The following is a 16768-nucleotide window of genomic DNA, read 5'->3' as shown; positions in this document are numbered from 1 at the left end:
GTCGTTATTATTAACTACAGGACTAACTACTGGTATCTACGCTAATAATCCAGAACTAAAAACCCACTTGGCATACTGCTTAGTGGGGTTTTTTATGGCTAGTTGACAACCATTTTATAACTACCAAATTCAATGCAAACCTATTATTTGTGGTTAATAAATGTCTGACGAATGAGAAGTAATTACTAAGGAATATCACAAATTTATCTGAATTACGGTATCATAGGCGCACTTTTTAAATTTTCATTATTTTTAGAAGTTTTTAGCATTAACGATGTCGCATCGACGAGCGATGAACTGCTTAAGATGTTCGATAACCAACCCGTTTATATAAAAATATAGGTGATAAAAGTGCGTGAGATTCTAGTAACCAGTGCCTTACCCTACGCCAATGGTGACATCCATTTGGGGCATCTTTTAGAGCATATTCAAACTGATATTTGGGTGCGTGCGATGAAAGCACAAAGCCATAAAGTTACTTATGTCTGCGCAGATGATGCTCATGGCACTGGTATTATGCTCAAAGCAGAAGACAATGGCGTGACGCCAGAAGAGCAAATTGCAGCAGTCAAAGCCTCACACGAAGCAGACTTCTCAAAATTCCTCATTAATTATGATAATTATTACACCACTCACTCAGAAGAAAACAAGCATTTCTCTGAACTGATTTATCGTCGTCTTAATAGTGCTGGTCATATCAGTACAAAAGATGTTGAGCAGCTATTTGATCCTGAAAAGCAACTGTTCCTAGCCGATCGCTTTGTCAAAGGAGAGTGCCCAGAATGTGGTACAGCAGATCAATATGGCGATAACTGTGAGGTTTGCAGCACGACTTATAATGCCGTAGAGTTAAAAAATCCACGCTCAACTATCTCAGGCGCAACACCCATACTCAAAACGTCCAAACACTATTTCTTTGATCTACCAGAGTTTGAACAGTTCCTAAAAGAGTGGACACGTAGTGACAACCGTTTGCAAACGTCAGTGGCTAATAAGCTGCAAGAATGGTTTGATTCTGGACTAGCCAGCTGGGACATCTCGCGCGATGCACCTTACTTTGGTTTCCAAATCCCAGACACTCCAAACGACGAGCCAGACAAATATTTTTATGTGTGGCTAGATGCACCTGTTGGTTACATGGCAAGCTTTAAAAACCTATGTGATAAGCGTTCAGGTACAGACCAAGCGCTTGATTTTGACCGTTACTGGGCACAAGAAAACGAGCAAAAAACTGAGGTCTATCACTTTATCGGTAAAGACATCGTTTATTTCCATGCCTTGTTTTGGCCTGCGATGCTAGCTGGTAGTGAGTTACGCACGCCAACTGGTGTTTTTGCCCATGGTTTCTTGATGGTCAATGGCGAAAAAATGAGTAAGTCACGCGGCACCTTTATCAATGCCAAAACTTATGCGGAACATTTGCACCCAGAATACCTGCGCTATTACTTCGCCAGTAAGCTGTCTGACAAAGTTGAAGATATTAATTTCGATCTAAATGATTTTATGCAAAAGGTCAATTCTGACTTGGTTGGTAAAGTCGTCAATATCGCCAGTCGTAGTGCTGGGTTCTTGGTGAAGAAGTACGACGGTATGCTGTCAGAAGTTTGCGTCGAGTCAGCGTTATTAGAAGACATTACCAAAACTGGTGATGAGATTGCTGCGGCCTATGAAAACCGCGAATTCTCTCGTGCCATGCGTTTAATCATGCAATGTGCAGATAAAGCCAATGAATATATTGATGAGAAAAAACCGTGGTCGCTTGCTAAGATCGAGGGCACAGAGCAAGAAGTTCAAGACGTCTGCTCGGTCGCTATCAATATTTTCCGTCAATTGATGGTTTATCTTGCGCCAGTACTACCTGAACTGACTGCCAATGCCAAAGAGTTTTTGAATCTTGATGACCTCAGCTTTGCCAGTCGTAATGAGTGGTTACTTGGACACAAAATCAATAAATTCAAACCATTGATGCAGCGTATCGAAGCGAAAGACATTGACGCGATGGTAGAAAATTCAAAAGCCTCTCTAGCACAAACAGACGCTACTGCCACGACTGATAGTAGCAAGCCTGCCGCAAAAGACAAAGCGCAGACAACAGATACTGAGCAAACTGACTACATTGGTATCGAAGACTTTGCCAAAGTTGAGATGAAAGTAGCACACGTCTTAGAGTGTAACCATGTAGAAGGTGCTGATAAACTACTACAGTTCACGCTAGATGTTGGTGAAGACAAACCACGCAACGTGTTTAGCGGCATCCGCAAGTTTTATGAGCCAGAGCAATTGGTCAATAAAAAGGTTGTTTGTGTGACCAACCTTGCCCCACGTAAGATGAAATTTGGCGTATCAGAAGGCATGGTATTGTCAACTGGTGAGCCAAAGACAGGCTTAACCGTCGTTACATTACCAGATGCTTGTGTTGTTGGTGATGTACTGGCTTAACGGTTATTTTTAAGATTAAAAAATAAAAAAGATGCCCTAAGTGGCATCTTTTTTTATGGTTGATTTATCAAATGACTAAAAACCAAGCCTTATACTTATCTACTCAAAATATCGATAATCTGCAATGTATCATTAATCACTGTCACAATGTTATTTTCTGGCGTACGAATACGAACGTAACGGTCATCATAACGGTCTAAAATGACAGAGCGATCATAATCTCTTCTATCAATCTTGCCGACTACTCTATAACCGTACTTATCAAGATTACGCTTAAATGAGGCGTTTGGACTGGCATTGCGATAGGCGTTAATACTTGGGTGGGCATTGCCATTATGCTTATAGTTTTTACTGATATGGGCAGAGTTACCTTTGCTATTACCATGTCCGTTTCCATGACCATTTTTTGCCACAGCAGGCAATCCAATCAAAGAAGTAGCCGTGATACTAGCGATGGTTAACAATTTAAGATTAGCAGTGTTCATAATATTATCCTTAAAATGGTCATCCGAGAAAGTTAGATAAACAATAGCGTCTATTTCATGTCCACTATGTCAGTACGATGTCCGCTTAACGACTGGATTAATCTTAGACCTATTATGTTTCTCATATGAAAATTATCTTACGTTAATTATGAAGTGAGTACGTAATAGATGCGTTGCTAGGGTGTAAGCCTTTTGCATATGGTCTCAGCAAACAAAAGCACCCTAATGGCATCATCTATAATTGGATCCACACAAGAGCTTTACTTCATTACGTCTCTTAGTAAGATAAAAAGAAGTGATGATTTTTTTACTTTCCATCACCATGACTGCCACAAATCAATTTTTTATTGCGATAACTTACATTACTGTCATAATATAAACATAATAATCGATGGAACGATTACTTTATTTAATTGTTAGCCTGCTATCTCAGCATCAACGTAGCATTGACTTGGCTAATCTGCATTCTTCAATATCATGACAAAAAACCAAAGTACACCAGACAGATGAGAAAATTACTACCATATAAGCTAGTAAGTTTAGCTGTAATTGCTTGGTTTTTACGATTGATATAACCTATGAGTTAACCTAATAATGACTATCGCTTCTACTCTACGCTTAAGCCTATATGGCGTTGCTCTCAGTGCCATTAGTACACTTGGACTAATCGGCTGCTCAAACTCCTCTACCGAGACCGCAGCGACTGCTGAAAATAGCACGGCTACAGACAAACCTGCCAAATCAATCGCCATTACTCAAATCGTTGAGCATCCATCACTAGATGATATGCGCCGCGGGATTATTGATGAGTTGGCAGATAATGGCTATGTCGAAGGGCAAAACCTAACGGTTAACTTCCAAAGTGCGCAAGGCAATACAGCAACTGCAGGACAGATTGCCAAGCAATTTGCAGGAGACAGTCCTGACGCAATCGTAGCAATATCGACACCTTCTGCGCAGTCCGTGGTAGCCGCGACGACGACTATCCCTATTATTTACACCGCTGTGTCAGATCCGCTAGGTGCCAAGCTCATCACAGCAGATGGTGAGCCTTTCCAAAGCAACTTAACTGGACTATCAAGCCAACTACCACTAGAGCCGCAGTTGGATTTGTTGCAGCAAATAAAACCTGACCTAAAAACCATCGGCTATGTCTATAGCCCAGGTGAGGCAAACTCAGTATCATTGCGTGAAAATCTAAAACAAGCTCTGCCAGCACGAGGTCTATCACTACTAGACATTCCTGCCAATCGCCCAACGGATATTGGTATGGCAACGCGCAGTTTGCAAGGGCGTGCTGATATCATCTATACCTCATTTGACAACAATGTCGCTTCTGCCTTTGAGGCCATGACCCAAGCGGCGAATGAGCTAAAGTTACCGATTATCGCGTCTGATGAATTCAGTGTAAAACGCGGCGCAACTGCTGCGCTTGGTGTTAATGATTATGATTTTGGTCGTACCACTGGCAAGATGGTATATCGCGTGTTGAATGGTGAAGCAGTCAATACCATCAAACCTGAAGTCATGAATGATCTGACCTTATATGTCAGTCCTAAGCATGCTCAAACGCAAGGTGTCAGCTTGCCAGCAGAGTTACTAAACAACGCCATTAATGTTGATATTGATGCCGAAACCAAATAAAAAGCAGTAAGTTCTCTATTAGCTCGTCAATTATTTATATTGTGTATGGACACACTATTATTTTAGGAGTAAGACCCATGTTGTCTCAAAATCGTTTTGGTCGTTTTAATTTTGGTAAGGCTTTATTATTGGGCGGTGTATGTACTGCTATCTTGACTGGTTGTAACCAATCAGCACAAGATGATGGCACCACGGATGCTGCTACTGGTGATGCAGCGACAGCTATGAAGGCCGTTGCCATTACCGCTATCGTCGAACATCCAGCGCTTGATGATGTACGTAAAGGTGTCATCGACGAGTTAAATGAAGCAGGATTCACAGACGGTGAAAACCTCACCGTTAATTTCCAAAGCGCGCAAGGAAACACTGCTACTGCCGGTCAGATTGCCAAGCAATTTGTCGCTGATGCACCAGATGTTATCGTTGCTATTGCCACACCATCTGCTCAGTCTGTTGCCGCTTCTACTAGCAGCATTCCATTGGTATTCTCAGCAGTTACTGATCCTGTAGCCGCAAAACTGGTACCTAAGCTAGATGGCTCTGGTACCAACGTCACAGGCGCATCGGATGCCCTACCGTATGAGCCACAAATTGATTTGATGCGTCAAATCATCCCATCATTAAAGAACGTCGGTTATGTCTATAGCCCAGGCGAAGTCAATTCAACGATTATCCTGAAAAATCTAAAAGAGAAGCTAACGCCACTAGGTGTTAATGTACTCGAAGCGCCTGCACAGCGTAGTAATGACATCGCAATGGCAGCCCGTAGTCTCGAAGGTAAGGTTGATATGATCTACACCTCAACCGACAACAACGTGGTATCAGCGTACGAATCACTCTATCAAATTGCCAAACAAAGTAAGATCCCTCTTATCGCCTCAGACACCAGCTCAGTTGAGCGCGGTGCGGTTGCTGCTCTAGGCGTGAATTACTACGAGCTTGGCCGTGAAACTGGTAAAATTGTTGTACGTATCTTAAACGGTGAAGAAGCAGGCGCTATCCCTGTTTATACGCCACAAGCGCTTGATTTATACGTTAGTCCAAAGCACGCTAAAGAAGAAGGCATCACTTTGCCTCAAGCAGTTATCGATAATGCAAAAGAAGTGATAGAATAACGCACCTTTGTATTTGGCTTAAAATAGTAGGTATGAATAGGATAGCGACACTAAGCAATAATGTGTTGTATACCTTAAAATACACTGCCAATGATTGAACAAGAAACCCAGCTATGAGTCATTAGGCTGGGCTTCTTGTCTAAACAGAGTCTTTTTTTGCAAGCGTGTTTAATAGTACTGTATTTGTCTCGCTATTTATCTGATACTTGTTGAGTAGAGGATAAGTTTATTGATTACATTGCAATATCCTGAACCATCGCTTCAAACCAAGGTAGCTTATGATCGTTGTTAATCGTGACATGTTTTGGTTTACCCTAACTGCAGATTGCTTAATCTGTTAAATTCACCGCTTAGCTGTTTAGCAGGTAGATGATTTTGGCCATTGCCATTTACTTATCTTGGTACCATACGCTAAACACTTGGTTATGACTTACTGATCTCTTATGTCTTTAATTGCTTTTTTTGGTGCGCTTGAAAGTGGTCTGATTTATGGCCTAGTAGCACTCGGTGTGCTTATCTCATTTCGTACGCTCGACTTTCCAGATTTGACCGCTGACGGTAGTTTTCCGTTAGGTGGCGCAGTCGCTGGTATTTCTATCATCGCTGGTATCAACCCATGGTTGGCCTGTGCTTTTGGTATGCTAGCAGGTTCAGTCGCTGGTATCGTCACTGCGTGGTTGCATGTCAAACTTGGCATTTTGCAACTGCTTGCCAGTATCTTGGTTATGGTTGCCTTATATTCTGTCAACCTACGTATCATGGGCGCACCAAACCTACCCCTCCTTGGTGAAACCACAGTGTTTAGCAGCTTGGTGACTGATGGTAATGGTTATTGGATGCGCTGCCTCATTATTGGTGTCGTTGTGGTGGCTGCCATGTTATTTCTGAACTGGTTTTATAGCACCGAGACAGGTCTATCGATGCGTGCTACTGGCTCAAACCTGAGAATGGCACAGGCGCAGGGTATTAACACTTCATGGATGACCATTGTCGGCATGGCGATTTCTAACGGTTTGATTGCCCTAGCAGGTGCGTTGTTTGTCCAGACTCAGGGTGGCGCAGATATCTCGATTGGTATCGGTACGATTGTTATTGGTCTAGCAGCGGTCATCATCGGTGAGACGATCATTCCTGCCAAGCGTATCTGGCTGATTACCTTTGCCGTTGTTATCGGTGCGGTATTGTACAAGCTGTTCATTCAGGTCGCACTATCAAGCGATACGCTACGTAGTATCGGCTTTGGTCCGCAGGATTTGAACTTGATTACCGCATTGCTCGTGGTATTAGCCTTGGTATTGCCAAAAGCGAAAACCAAGTTTTTATCACGCAGAGTTCGCGCCTAATGATAATCAAAGCAAGTATTTATAACACTTGCGACGCTTGAAGAGACAATAAGGAATAACGATTATGATGCAAGCCACCGATTTACGGTTGACCTTTAACCCAGGCACGCCGATTGAAAACCCTGCCCTACGTGGTATCAGTTTAAACATTGCTGACGGTGAATTTGTCACTGTCATCGGTACCAATGGTGCAGGTAAATCTACTTTTTTGAACGCGGTAAGCGGTACAACGCGCGTCGATAGTGGCTCAATCCTGCTAAATGGTATTGATGTAACCAAAAAGTCTGCCCATCAACGCGCGCATTGGGTTGCTCGTGTTTTTCAGGACCCAATGGCGGGAACTTGTGAAGCGCTAACGATCGAAGAAAATATGGCACTGGCCTACAAGCGCGGTGGCAATCGCGGTTTGAAAGTTGCTTTAAATCAGAATAACCGTGATTTGTTCCGAGAAAAGCTATCAGTCTTAAAGCTAGGTTTAGAAAATCGTCTTACCGATCGTATGGGTCTGCTCTCTGGCGGTCAACGTCAAGCGGTCAGTCTGCTGATGGCATCATTGCAGCCCTCTAAAATCTTGCTACTTGATGAGCATACTGCGGCTCTTGATCCAAAGACTGCAGCATTTGTCTTAGAATTGACCGATAAGATTGTCACGGATAATAAATTAACCACGATGATGGTTACTCACTCTATGCAACAAGCACTGGCACATGGTACACGCACCGTTATGCTGCACCAAGGTCAAGTGGTCTTAGATGTATCTGGTGACATTCGCAAAGGCATGACTGTGCATGATTTGCTAGACATGTTTGAGCAGACGCGCGGCGAAAAAGTTGAAGATGATAGTTTAATCTTGAGTTGATTTTTTAAAACAGCCACATTTGAATTCTAAAATAAAAAACGCCTTGTAAATGGGCGTTTTTTTTATGTCTTTATGAACTATCAATCTTTAAAAAAACTCAGCTTCTTCTAAATTTTTTTGTTATCTATAGTTAATAGTTCTACAATCTTCACACGCTCCGTTATATAGTTGTTGTCTATCAAAACTTCGCTGTTATCATTTATATATGAGGTCTGTCATGCGTAAAATCCCTATTTATTCCCATCCTGCTGCTGGTTGGCCTGCGCTGATCTCATCTACCCAAAAGCTCATGGACTATAAGACATTTTTGCGCGGCGGCATCAGCGTATTCAAAAGCAATCAACCTCAAGGTGGATTTGACTGCCCAGGATGTGCCTGGCCTGACCATAAATCCTATAAGGCTATTGATGTCTGTGAGAATGGTATCAAGGTCATTGCCAGTGAGACCATGACTCACAAAGCAGATGCCGAGTTTTTTGCGAGACATACTGTTACTGAATTACAGAGTTGGACTGGTTATGAGCTTGAGCATAGTGGTCGCTTATCAGAGCCAATGTATTATGATGCAGCGCAGGATCGCTACGTTCCTATTCCTTGGGAAACTGCTTATAGCTTAATTGCTGAGCAGTTAGGACAGCTTGAATCACCTGATGAAGCATTATTTTATACGTCAGGCCGTGTGACTAATGAGCCCGCCTTCTTATTTCAGTTATTTGTACGCTGCTTTGGTACCAATAATTTACCTGATTGCTCAAATATGTGTCACGAGCCAACCTCTGTCATGCTAAGTAAACAGCTAGGTATTGGTAAAGCAACGGTAATGCTAGAAGATTTTGAGCAGGCTAAACTGATACTAATGTTTGGACAAAACCCAGCGACCAATCATCCACGTATGCTCGAGATGCTTGCACACGCACATGAGCAAGGGTGCCGAGTTATTTCAATCAATCCGATGCGTGAGCAAGGATTAAGCAAGTTTAGAAACCCGCAAAAGCCAACTCATATGGCAGCTGGTCAAAGCAATGATGTAGTCGACGATGTTATTCAAATTCAAATTGGTGGTGATGCAGCGTTATTGACGGGTATTGCTAAATGGTTGATCGAAAACGATAAAATAAATCAGGATTTTATTACCACTCATACTTCAGGTTTTGAACCTCTAAAACAGTGGCTAACAGAGCAATCATGGACAGATATCACCCTTGGCTGCGGTATTTCTCAAGCAGATATTGTCAATCTTGCTGAGCTAGTAGCTAACAGTCCTGCAACGATTTGCACTTGGGGTATGGGTATTACTCAGCACGTGCAGGGTGATGACAATGTCGCGATGATTACTAACTTACTCCTGCTGATGGGCATGATTGGTATCGATGGTGCAGGTGCATCTCCAGTGCGTGGACATTCCAACGTACAGGGCGATCGCACCATGGGTATCCATGAGCGTCCTAGCAAAAGCTTACTAGACAGTTTAGAGCGTGTGTTTGAGCATCCTATGCCACAAGAACATGGCTATGATGTCGTCACAGGCGCCAAGGCGCTTATCGCTGGTAAACTAAAAGTCTTTATGGGTATGGGCGGTAATTACGCAGTAGCCGCACCTGATACTAGCGCTATTGAGCAAGCCTTAACCACTACTCAGCTTAATATATTTGTCGGTACTAAGCTCAATGAGACAATGCTATATCCTGGTGCAAACAATTTAATTCTGCCTTGCTTAGGACGTACTGAGCGTATCATTACAACTAAAGGTGAGCAGTTTGCCACTATCGAAGACTCTATGTGTCAGGTTGTGCCCACTCAAGGCAAGCTCAAACCTGTCAGTGATACCTTGAAATCTGAAGCGCAAATCGTGGCGGATATTGCGACTCATGTACTCGGCGCTGACTCGGCTATTCCTTGGCTTGCGATGGGTGAAGATTTCGATATTATTCGAGACTATATCGCTCAAGCTATTAATGGTTTTGAAGACTTTAATCAGCGTATTCGCACTTCTGAACGTGGCTTCCATTTGTATCATGCAGCGCGTCATCATGTATGGAATACCGAAAGCGGCAAAGCCCAATTTGAAGTGCCACAATATCCGATTACTTTTGTCGCAGCACAAATGGCGGCCGCAAACGATACGGATAACCATGAAAAGCCAGCGCAAAAAATTTGGCAATTAACCAGTGTCCGTAGCCATGATCAATTCAACACCATGATTTTTGGGTTTAAAGACCGTTATCGTCAAACGGATCGCCGTGATGTGCTATTTATGCATCCCGACGAGATAAGCCGTCTGGGGTGGCAAAAAGGTGACCGTGTGATGGTCACTCGTCAGCGTGCTAAAGACAGTCTAGAGCAGCCACGCGTATTAGGCCCATTGGTATTGAGCGAAATGGATATTGCCTCTAATGCTGTTGCCGCTTACTACCCTGAGTGCAATGACCTTTTTGATTTAGAAACACATGCGCCAGACTCCCATATCCCAGCGTACAAATCGACGACCGTCGTCTTGGAGCGTGTAGAAGCAAACACATCGATAGCTACGCCTGCGTAAGCCATAATATGAGTAGCCAATGAAAGTGTCGTTTTCATTGGCTACTCCTCTAGATAACCATCAACACCCTCATACTTTTAGGCAATGATTAAACGTGATAACAATCGAAGATAATGCTGAACAAAGTGGAGTTTTTGCCGATTCCGTTATGATAGACAATTCAACTGACACTAAGAGAGTTTCACCTAAGGCACCTGATAATGACGGTTTGTCAGAGACACCTCTTTCTCGTAGTCATTTGGCTCAAAAGCATCATTATCCGTCAACTAGTAGCGACTCTAACAATGACCCTCCCATTCAAATCGAATCTCAGACCACCAGCTTAGCAGTTGAAGCTGCGGTCTCAATCGTTATTAATGGTATTCATTATGCTGTGCTGATGGCCAGTCCTCACCAACTAGAGTATTTGGCGGTTGGGTTCTTATTTAGCGAAGGCTTAATTCAACACAGTCACGAATTGCTCGACTGGGAAGTGACTCACCTTGCAAATCTTGCTAGCTACCAAAAGTTTGCTCAAGATTCGAGTGAAGAAGATTTTGATTCAGCATCAGTTGAGCAAAGCTTACAGCAACTCCAAGATTACGATATCTATGTCGTAGAGTTGGTATTAAGTCAGCGCTGTCATCAACGTATCCAAGCACAAAAACGTCAGCTCGCAGGACGTACAGGCTGCGGTATGTGCGGTATTACTGGATTGACGCAAGCTTTGCCTGATTTAAGCGTGTACTCACAGGGTCATTTAAAACATGAACCTAGCCAACAGAATAACATTGATAACTCTCAGACAACCGCGCCCAGCCTCGACTACCTATTAGCACTGCGTCAACAAGTGGACGCCGCACAACATACACACCAACTGACAGGTGCGGTGCATGCCGCAGCGACAATCTACAATCAGCAGTTATATTTATTTGAAGACGTAGGTCGCCATAATGCACTTGATAAACTTATAGGCTGGCAATTACGCCAAAAAATAGATACTAGCTGTGTACTCATGACTTCGCGTCTATCTATTGAACTGGTTCAAAAATCCATTCGAAGTCAAATTCCTTGGCTGGTTGGCATGTCAGCCCCTACCAGTACAGCAGTACGCGTGGCCAAACGTTACGGCCTAGGGTTGGCTGGATTCTTACGTGATAACCGAGTCACCTACTATACCAAACAAGATAGTATCTAAAAACTCACTTCTACTTGTTCATCGAGAACAACCATCTATCACTAACTATCCCTTTCTTTCTAATGAAACTTTCAGTTAATTACTCATAATCATAATTTAACTAATAGCGATATATCATTCAATATTGGCCATAACAACCTCTTATCTTTCAATATCTTATTGAACTCTTTTAAATAAACACTTGTATGTCATCTTCGATCATTGTCTGATAACTACCGGATAATGTTTGAGGTTAGCAACATAATAGGTTACTCTTGTTCCTCAGAAATGTTACAAGCACTTAACAAACCTGTAATTTTATTTATTAGTGCCACTCAGTAATACCTCAATTGCAATAGCTAGAAAAAGATTTTTTACCTATTGCTTATTACAGCTAATAAGGCTGTCTAAACCGAGTTCGGGTCATGCAATCATGGCTTAGTGCTTATTCGTAGTTCCGCTATAGATGCTCATCACATGAGGTTTCTTTAGCACTCAGCTACCTTTGTGTATGCATATTAATGGCGTAATGGTTTGTCCATTTACTCGTGCCTATTATTTTTGCTTTCTTTAATTCGACACTCTGTAATTCGTCAAATCGGAAGTGAATTGTTGATAGCAACTTACCAATACAGCTAACATTTACGCTACTTACAGTAGCCACATATATCTAATGCATAGGTGATGCTAACCCTATTGCATTCCTAATGGTTTGGTATCTTTCATATTACCTAACTTTATTCATTAACTAACAATTGCGAGGTCTGAGTTTGAAAACTGAGTCGTTGTTCCAATTTTCATCATTGTCGATTATTTTATTGTTATTAGCATTTTATGGCGGTACCTACTTACTGTCTTTATTAATTAAAAAAGACAAAGAGACAACTTCTGGCTTTATGGTCGCAGGTCATGGTGTTGGTTTCGGCATGGGTGCAGCCAGTATGACCGCCACTTGGATCTGGGCAGCCTCATTTTATGCTGCTGCCACCTCTGGCTATAAATATGGAGTATCAGGGCCGATACACTACGGTTTTTGGGGCGCGTTGATGATTTTATTCATCTATCCCTTTGGCATGCGCTTTCGTGAACTGGCACCAGATGGCCATACACTGGGTGAGCTTATCCATGCCCGCCACGGTTCATCAAGCCAATTAATCTTAGCCATATCCAACATTATGGGCAGTTTAATTAGCTTGATGGTCAACTTCACTGCTGCTGGCGCATTGGTATCTGTTCTATCACCGTTATCGTTCCAAACAGGTGTCATGATTGCAGGTATTGGTGTTCTAAGTTATACATTGACGTCAGGCTTTCGAGCATCTGTTTTTACCGATTTTGCCCAATTGGTTGCTTTGATGGCGATTGGTATCGTCATTATCCCGGCAGTATTATTTGCTATGGGCGGCCCTGAGGTCATGGTCAGTGGACTGTCGAACCTGACCTTGGAGCAACAGAATTTTTTCTCTTCTGAAGCATTCTTCCAACAAGGTGCGCCTTATTTTGTCGCCGTATTGGCATACGCTATCGGTAATCAAACCATCACTCAGCGCCTATTTGCAATTGATAAAACCAAAATCAAAGCAACTTTTGTCACTGCTACGGTTGGCTATGCCGGTATCGTCATCGGCCTTGGTATGATTGGGTTAATGGCAGTTACTATTGGTGTTGAACCACTTGATGGCAATATGAACAACCTAATCCCTCAGATGGTTAGTACTTATCTACATCCCGTCTTTATTGCCTTGTTTTTTATCTTAGTGATTGGGTCATTGTCCTCAACCGCTGACTCAGATTTATCCGCGCTATCAACCATTATGATGGCGGATGTCTACGGTAAAAACATTGCTAAAAAAGGGCATGTAAAACCTAAAACGATGATGCTAATTGGTCGCGGTACAATGATTGTGGCGACAGCGACTGGACTCATCTTTGCGAGCTTTAAGCTTGATATTCTGGTCATGCTAGTATTCGTTGGTGCACTATGGGGCGCTATTGTCTTCCCTGTTATCGCTAGTGTGTTTTGGAATCGCGTCACCAATACCGCCTTTACCTCAGCAGTTATCGTTGGTCTTCTTTTATTCTGCGTTGCTCGCTTTGAGTTGGTTCCCATTACAGGTGCCACTGCGTTATTCTTTGAAATGCTATCTAGTGTCGGCGCAGCAGTCGTTATTGGGCTAATGGTCTTTGGGTTCTTAGGTCGTAAGATTGGCATGGTAGCCGCAGCTATCACGCTAGTGTTGATGCTTATTTTTGCCACTGGCTTCTTACGTCAGTATATGGTCTTACTAGCTTCTCTAACAGCTTACGGCGCCAGTACGGTCGTCTGTGTCATTGTTAGTTTGATGGGAGATGAGCACTTCGATTTTGATTTAATTAAGCAGCGAGTGGGCAATTACGATAAAAAGTCAGAAACCCTCTCGTCACCTAAATCTTAAATTAGATTCGCTTTATCTGAGTAATGATTAGTCACTAATATCTGGCTAATCATTACTTAGCAATATTATAAGGAGATACCATGGACAACGTTTTTATCTACGGCTTATATATCTTAATCTGGCCTGCTATTACTCTTGGCGTACTGATATTAATTTGCACGGCTACTTATCGCGATGTTAAAAACGCCAAACGTGACAATAGAGATATTGTTTAGCCTATTATCACCATTATATTTTAAGCAATCACCATTGAGTACTAGCTTTCTAATGATTTGAAAAAGCCAATTAATAGCTTAAATGCCTCTAAATTAAGGCTAAATATATATAAGATAATAAATAACCTGTTTTTAACGAAAAAAGGACTTGTAATTTACTATATTTTTGCTAATATAGGCGACCTTGATTGGCTGGATGGCAGAGTGGTCATGCAGCGGACTGCAACTCCGTTAACGCCGGTTCGATTCCGACTCCAGCCTCCAATTATTTATTAACTTTACGTTAATTTTGGCTTGCATTATTATCATAACCGATTATAATAGCGACCACTTATCTAGTAACTAGATGGTCTATCAGCTAGTTTACAATTTAGATAAAACAAGTTTTGCCCGGGTGGTGAAATTGGTAGACACAAGGGATTTAAAATCCCTCGCTAGCAATAGCGTGCCGGTTCAAGTCCGGCTCCGGGTACCATTACATAGTCCTATACTATCTTATAGAGCAGCTAAAGCCCCTGACATCAGGGGCTTTGTTGTATCTGGCGTTCTATACTCTATCTATATATCTAATATATTAACTTCTAAATATTTTCCTTTAATAATGACCCTAATAAGTGATATAGATGTTGACGTATTTAAACGCTCTACCCACCTATACCACTACTATCAAAACAACCTATCTACTCTACGTATTTAAGCGTTAAGATGGCTTTAAACAGCTAATAATGCATCACCATAGTTATCACGCAAGTCTTTTTTAACCATTTTCCCAGCGCCATTCAGTACGATGTTTTCTACAAATATGACTTTATCGGGCATTTGCCAGCTGGCGATTTTACCTTCGTAAAAGCTGAGCACTTGCGACTCATCTAGCGCCGAATCTGGTTCTTTGACCACAATCAGTACTGGACGCTCACCCCATTTCTTATGCTTTGCAGCAATAGCGGCTGCCATTCTTATCTGCGGATGTGCGACGGCGATATTCTCTAGCTCTACTGACGATATCCACTCCCCACCAGATTTAATCAAATCTTTTGAGCGATCACGGATATTCATATAGCCATCGGCATCAATGGTTGCAATATCACCTGTATCGAACCAACCGTCTTCAGTTATCACATCAGGATTTTCTGTGTAGTAATCATTGATAATCCAGTGCCCTTTAATTTGTAGACGACCTTGAGACAGACCATCTTCTTTAACTCGCTGTAGCGGCTCGTCAGTATCTATGAGACGCAGTTGAACGCCATAAGGTGGACGACCTTGAGAGTTACGTAGCGCATTAATCTCATCTTTACTCAGCGATTTATGCTTTGCTTTTATTTGATTCATCGTTCCAAGTGGGCTGGTTTCTGTCATACCCCAGCCATGTATTGCGTCGCAATTGAAATCTTCTCTGAACGTTTTGATTACCGATGGTGGACATGCCGCCCCTCCAACGATGGTACGCGTCATACTATCAAGCTTACTAGCTCTGGCTTTGGCAGCGGTCAATAAGCTTTGCCAAATCGTTGGAACACCTAAAGCAACCGTGACATGACAATCATCGATGAGAGATACCAGGCTGTCACCATCAAGATTGGGACCAGGAAGTATGAGAGAACATCCAGTTAATGCAGCGGCATAAGGAGTGCCCCACGCATTGACATGGAACATCGGTACTACAGGTAACAAGACGTCCTGTGCTGATAGAGCAGAGACATCAGGCATGCATAATGCCATTGCATGTAGCACAGAAGAACGATGAGTATACAAAATCCCTTTAGGGTTGCCCGTAGTGCCTGATGTATAGCATAAAGAGCTGGCAGTCGCTTCATCGAATTGAGGCCAGTCAAAGTCAGTAGCGTTTTCTGCTAGCAGCTCATCAAAGAACAATACATTAGGCAGTTTTTCTACAATACTCTCGTCTCGATCACTCAAACAAATGAAGTACTCAACACCTTTAATCTCTTCTTTGATTGCCATAATTAAAGGTAAGAAAGTAGTATCAAAAAATAGTACGCGATCATCAGCGTCATTGATAATATAACTGAGCTGCTCGGGGAACAAACGTGGGTTGATAGTATGGCAAACCATGCCACTGCCTGAAATTGCATACCAAGCTTCTAAGTGTCGACGGTTATTCCAAGCCAGAGTCGCTATGCGCTCTGACGATTGAAGTCCTAATGCAGCTAGCGCATTGGCCAATCGTTTTGAATTATCTGAGACAGTAAGCCAATTAGTATGAGTCATCTGTCCGTCGACTTCTTTGGACAGAACTGCCGTATCGCCATGATAACGGGCAGCGTGTTCGATTAGACCACTGATCAGCAACGGCTGATACATCATTTTTCCTAACATAATACGTTCCTTGTAGTTGTTTGAAAATCCGCTTATTCTTGCTGCTGCAGCATCCAATGCTCAGAATAGGCTTCAATTAAGAATAATCAGAATTATTCTTTAAGACAAGCTAATATTATGTTCTTGGTAGACACCCAAACATGGTGACTCAACTTCAAAGACTTAACGATTAACCTATATAAATAATTTTATTTTCTT

Annotated in this window: 11 protein-coding genes and 2 tRNA genes; 11 read left to right on the top strand and 2 right to left on the bottom strand. The window is 42.4% G+C overall.

Annotated features, from left to right (window positions below; all coding sequences use genetic code 11):
- Window positions 1–351 precede the first annotated feature (351 nt).
- Window positions 352–2439: a methionine--tRNA ligase gene (gene metG, locus ACT3QQ_RS12175; protein WP_444528221.1), complete on the top strand. Its 2088-nt coding sequence runs from the start codon at window positions 352–354 to the stop codon at window positions 2437–2439.
- A 95-nt stretch (window positions 2440–2534) separates the two neighbouring features.
- On the opposite strand, the gene ACT3QQ_RS12170 is transcribed toward metG, so the two are convergent.
- The gene (locus ACT3QQ_RS12170) at window positions 2535–2924 is read right to left on the bottom strand and encodes a hypothetical protein (protein WP_444528220.1); all 390 of its coding nucleotides are present in this window, start codon (window positions 2922–2924) and stop codon (window positions 2535–2537) included.
- A gap of 594 nt (window positions 2925–3518) precedes the next feature.
- Between ACT3QQ_RS12170 and ACT3QQ_RS12165 the strand changes: the two genes are divergently transcribed.
- From ACT3QQ_RS12165 to ACT3QQ_RS12120, 10 genes are all read left to right on the top strand, one after another.
- The gene (locus tag ACT3QQ_RS12165; protein WP_444528219.1) at window positions 3519–4568 is read left to right on the top strand and encodes an ABC transporter substrate-binding protein; all 1050 of its coding nucleotides are present in this window, start codon (window positions 3519–3521) and stop codon (window positions 4566–4568) included.
- Window positions 4569–4645: 77 nt separating this feature from the next.
- Window positions 4646–5683 carry an ABC transporter substrate-binding protein gene (locus ACT3QQ_RS12160; RefSeq protein WP_444528218.1) on the top strand — a complete coding sequence of 346 codons (1038 nt, stop codon included), beginning with the start codon at window positions 4646–4648 and terminating at the stop codon, window positions 5681–5683.
- A 443-nt stretch (window positions 5684–6126) separates the two neighbouring features.
- The gene (locus ACT3QQ_RS12155; protein WP_444528217.1) at window positions 6127–7026 is read left to right on the top strand and encodes an ABC transporter permease; all 900 of its coding nucleotides are present in this window, start codon (window positions 6127–6129) and stop codon (window positions 7024–7026) included.
- A gap of 64 nt (window positions 7027–7090) precedes the next feature.
- Complete coding sequence (locus ACT3QQ_RS12150) at window positions 7091–7885, top strand: ABC transporter ATP-binding protein (protein ID WP_444528216.1); 795 nt, start codon at window positions 7091–7093, stop codon at window positions 7883–7885.
- A 217-nt stretch (window positions 7886–8102) separates the two neighbouring features.
- Window positions 8103–10424: an FdhF/YdeP family oxidoreductase gene (locus ACT3QQ_RS12145; RefSeq protein ID WP_444528215.1), complete on the top strand. Its 2322-nt coding sequence runs from the start codon at window positions 8103–8105 to the stop codon at window positions 10422–10424.
- A gap of 148 nt (window positions 10425–10572) precedes the next feature.
- Window positions 10573–11601: a formate dehydrogenase accessory sulfurtransferase FdhD gene (locus ACT3QQ_RS12140; protein ID WP_444528223.1), complete on the top strand. Its 1029-nt coding sequence runs from the start codon at window positions 10573–10575 to the stop codon at window positions 11599–11601.
- A gap of 764 nt (window positions 11602–12365) precedes the next feature.
- Window positions 12366–14015 carry a sodium:solute symporter family protein gene (locus ACT3QQ_RS12135; RefSeq protein ID WP_444528222.1) on the top strand — a complete coding sequence of 550 codons (1650 nt, stop codon included), beginning with the start codon at window positions 12366–12368 and terminating at the stop codon, window positions 14013–14015.
- Between the two features lie 80 nt (window positions 14016–14095).
- The gene (locus ACT3QQ_RS12130; protein WP_444521882.1) at window positions 14096–14230 is read left to right on the top strand and encodes a putative transporter small subunit; all 135 of its coding nucleotides are present in this window, start codon (window positions 14096–14098) and stop codon (window positions 14228–14230) included.
- A gap of 190 nt (window positions 14231–14420) precedes the next feature.
- Window positions 14421–14494: transfer RNA gene (locus ACT3QQ_RS12125), tRNA-Cys, on the top strand.
- Window positions 14495–14618: 124 nt separating this feature from the next.
- Window positions 14619–14705: transfer RNA gene (locus ACT3QQ_RS12120), tRNA-Leu, on the top strand.
- 236 nt (window positions 14706–14941) lie between these two features.
- Here ACT3QQ_RS12120 and ACT3QQ_RS12115 read toward each other — a convergent pair.
- A complete protein-coding gene (locus ACT3QQ_RS12115) occupies window positions 14942–16570 on the bottom strand; it encodes a long-chain-fatty-acid--CoA ligase (protein WP_444528214.1) in 1629 nt (542 codons plus the stop codon).
- Window positions 16571–16768 lie beyond the last annotated feature (198 nt).

The organism is Psychrobacter sp. AOP7-A1-24 (assembly GCF_052376235.1).
In the GTDB taxonomy this organism is placed as follows: Bacteria; Pseudomonadota; Gammaproteobacteria; order Pseudomonadales; family Moraxellaceae; genus Psychrobacter.
This window is presented reverse-complemented; position numbering and strand designations above follow the sequence as displayed.